Genomic DNA, 3166 nt, shown 5'->3' on the forward strand with positions numbered 1-3166 from the left:
GTGTTTTCTCATATCGATAGGTTCCACTCGTAAACATTGCATCAGGCCAGAAAAACAGATCCAGAAAATTCACACGAGTGTAGATGCTTTGATGATCATGATCAGGGCCATCATGCCTACAGATACTCCGAGCATCCACCTGACGATCTCGGGAGCGATATAGGATGATAATCGTACACCGATAGCAGCTCCAAGAAAAACACCAATGGCGGTACTGATAAGAAAAGGGAGACTCACATGACCCAGCAGGAGACTTGTTGCAGCGGCTCCACAAGAAGTGACGATGATAGACGCCAGAGATATTATTACAGCCTTTTGGATCTGCACATTCCTGCTAATCAATGCAGGCACAAAAATAATCCCTCCAGAAATACCAGTCAGCCCACTCACAAGGCCACCAAGACATCCGGTTGAATAGAGATACGGGTTTGTAAGTGCCTTTGCGCTCTCATGTTCTTCCTTTTCTGCCTCATTTCCATTCGGTAAAAACCGGAATGTAAGTTGCTTTATTTCAGTCCAGATTGTCAGCCTGATGGCCATAATCAGAAGAAATATTCCAAATATGCCGGATAATACCCATCCGGAGAGAAACTGAATACAATATGAACCAAAAACCGCTGCAGGTAATGAGGTACAAATAATTCGCAGGATGACAGGAAAATGCACTTTTACATCCCTGAACTGAAACAATGTAGCTGAAAGTGTGGTACAAATAGTCGCAGTAATACTGGTTCCTATAGCGATTTCAGGATTAAGGCCAAAAACCAGCGTATACATCGGAACAAGGATAAACCCACCACCCAGACCAATAAGTGCTGATAAAATTCCTACAAATATTGACCCGAATCCAACAAGAATGAGGTCTGTTGAAAGATTTATCATGGCAACAAGGGCTTTGAACCGGAGTGTTACTGATTTAAGACGAACGGTTAGACAGATCTATTTTGAAACCGGAGGAGATGGATAAATCCATCCGGCCTATAATACAAAGGCTTCTGATCCGAGGTAATGTAATGGCATAGATACACCCAGTAACCCATATCTGCGATGATCAGACACGGCTAACGGTATATTGATGATCCCAGGGGTCCAGTCCGGGATCACCCTTAGAGGCGTGATGTTCTGTGATGAGTGAAAACGTCTATCAGCGATGACAGTAATCTCCTCTGACAAGTTCCCACGGGTAGATATATGCAATCATGTTATCTCCTGCATCCAGGAATGATTCAGGAGAATCACGGGCAGATAGCGTATATGCTCCCGCTCTGGATTTGACATAATTCATGAAATCTCTCCTGTGATTCACGATTGTGAACACACTATATTGATCCTTCCCAGACATAATATGCATTGTATCGGCAGTTCTTACCATGAAACCTGCGCTATGCCGTTTGCGATAGATTAATTCAATATCCAGTGAAATTTAACGCCGCATAAATACCTTAAGTGGAGTTGTACCAGAGTTATGATCTCTATCCTGCTCGTAGATGATGAACCGGTTCTGTTAGACCTGGGATCCTTCTACCTGACACAGCGTGAACATTTTACCGTTGATACTGCATCAAATGGAAAGGAGGCGCTGGAACGGCTGGAAAAGCGGCCATACCAGATCGTAGTATCAGATTACGACATGCCATACATGAACGGCATCGAACTACTCAGGGAAGTAAAGCAGCGATCCCCAAACCAGCCATTTATTATTTTTACCGGAAAGGGAAGGGAAGAGGTTGTAATCGAAGCTCTGAATCTTGGTGCAGATTTTTATCTCCAAAAAGGGGGAGATGCAAAAGCTCAGTATACTGAACTTGCACACAAATGCCGAAGGGCTACCGAACGAAGACAGGCACAGGATCAGATACGTCACCTTGCAAGGCTGTACTCGCTCCTTTCACGGGTTAATAAAGCAGTGTACCAGATACGATCACGTGATGATCTCACCAAGGAAGTCTGTCATATCGCTATTGAACAAGGAGGATTTAAGGCAGCATCCGTTTGTATGCTCCATCCCGTAACCAACCTCCCCGAAATTGTTGCATACGATACTTCACCGGATACCCTGGGAAAGACAACAGAACCCTTCTTAAGTCCGGACTCTGTTCCAACTCTGCATACTCTAAAGGAAGACAGATTTCATGTCTGTTCAGACAACAGACGCTATCCACATGAAGAATCATATGGTCGTGCTCTTTGCACAGCAGGGTTCCTCACTAGTGCGTCATTTCCGCTCAAAGTTAGTGATGGATTAATCGGAGCACTCACACTGCATTCTGATGAAGCAGATTTTTTTAGTGAAGAGGAGGTGCTGCTCATGATGGAAATTACGGAAAGTCTGTCACTGGCATTTGAGCTCATGGCACAGGAACGGGAAAAAGAGCAGGTCGCAGATAGACTGAACATGATGCTCAGTGCGATAGAGAGTGATAATGATGCATTCTTCCTAATCGATATTAAGGGTACTATTCAATATGCAAATCATGCAGCACGTCGGATTACTTCAGATGAGTGCACAGATTTCAAGTCACACCACTACAATATCTCCAGTACCGGTCTGCTGACTGTTGAGGACATCCATCGGTTAGCTGCCAAGAGAAAGGAGATTCCCATTACCGATGATGGATTAAACGCAAATAATCCTTCAGCAAGATCCCAGGAACAACCCGGTCTTTCAGTCAGGTCATTTGAACATGACGGTTCCCAGTTCTTCCTTGTTCACTTGAGACAGGACAGAAGTTAGGAGAAATCAGACCGGGCACCTACTCCTGTTCTATTAATGACACAATATAACCTGCGGTTTTAAAATTCGGCCGCTCTTCCTGCTGAACTAACTGATAAAAATCGCAGTTCAGGCAATTACCAAGTTTCTGGGCGTGAGTGCCCTGTATCTCCCCCCCACATAACGTTCCGGTGATTGCCCAGCACGAACGACCACCATGTACTCCATTGTTCACACCATCAACCCGTGACTCAATTGCAGCAGGACAAACACCTAGATCCTTTACTTTATCTCCACCAGGCTGACGGCCACACTTTTTAAATTCCCAACAGTTAATTTTCATCCAGAGTTCCTCAGCAAATATGTACAACTTCCATCTTCACTCAATTTCAACAAATATCATGATTAAGAGAATACCCCTGAACAAAAGAGAACCTACAGATTGTATTCACA

General features: G+C 44.3%; 4 protein-coding genes. 1 reads left to right on the forward strand and 3 read right to left on the reverse strand.

Going from position 1 to position 3166, the window contains the following annotated elements; all coding sequences use genetic code 11:
• Positions 1–69: 69 nt before the first annotated feature.
• Both VN429_RS12465 and VN429_RS12470 read right to left on the reverse strand, forming a co-directional pair.
• Complete coding sequence (locus VN429_RS12465; RefSeq protein ID WP_325633814.1) at positions 70–882, reverse strand: sulfite exporter TauE/SafE family protein; 813 nt, start codon at positions 880–882, stop codon at positions 70–72.
• A gap of 262 nt (positions 883–1144) precedes the next feature.
• A complete protein-coding gene (locus tag VN429_RS12470; protein ID WP_325633816.1) occupies positions 1145–1285 on the reverse strand; it encodes a hypothetical protein in 141 nt (46 codons plus the stop codon).
• Between the two features lie 180 nt (positions 1286–1465).
• Between VN429_RS12470 and VN429_RS12475 the strand changes: the two genes are divergently transcribed.
• Positions 1466–2734, forward strand: a complete 1269-nt coding sequence (locus tag VN429_RS12475) for a response regulator (protein ID WP_325633818.1) — start codon at positions 1466–1468, stop codon at positions 2732–2734.
• A 19-nt stretch (positions 2735–2753) separates the two neighbouring features.
• On the opposite strand, the gene VN429_RS12480 is transcribed toward VN429_RS12475, so the two are convergent.
• The gene (locus VN429_RS12480) at positions 2754–3056 is read right to left on the reverse strand and encodes a two-CW domain-containing protein (protein ID WP_325633820.1); all 303 of its coding nucleotides are present in this window, start codon (positions 3054–3056) and stop codon (positions 2754–2756) included.
• Positions 3057–3166 lie beyond the last annotated feature (110 nt).

The sequence above is a fragment of the Methanospirillum sp. genome, assembly GCF_035560735.1.
Classification (GTDB): domain Archaea; phylum Halobacteriota; class Methanomicrobia; order Methanomicrobiales; family Methanospirillaceae; genus Methanospirillum.

Excerpts from the sequence above, each read along its gene's own strand:
- VN429_RS12475 (WP_325633818.1), top strand. The coding sequence starts at position 1,466 with ATGATCTCTATCCTGCTCGTAGATGATGAACCGGTTCTGTTAGACCTG.
- VN429_RS12470 (WP_325633816.1), bottom strand. The coding sequence starts at position 1,285 with ATGAATTATGTCAAATCCAGAGCGGGAGCATATACGCTATCTGCCCGT.
- VN429_RS12465 (WP_325633814.1), bottom strand. The coding sequence starts at position 882 with ATGATAAATCTTTCAACAGACCTCATTCTTGTTGGATTCGGGTCAATA.
- VN429_RS12480 (WP_325633820.1), bottom strand. The coding sequence starts at position 3,056 with ATGAAAATTAACTGTTGGGAATTTAAAAAGTGTGGCCGTCAGCCTGGT.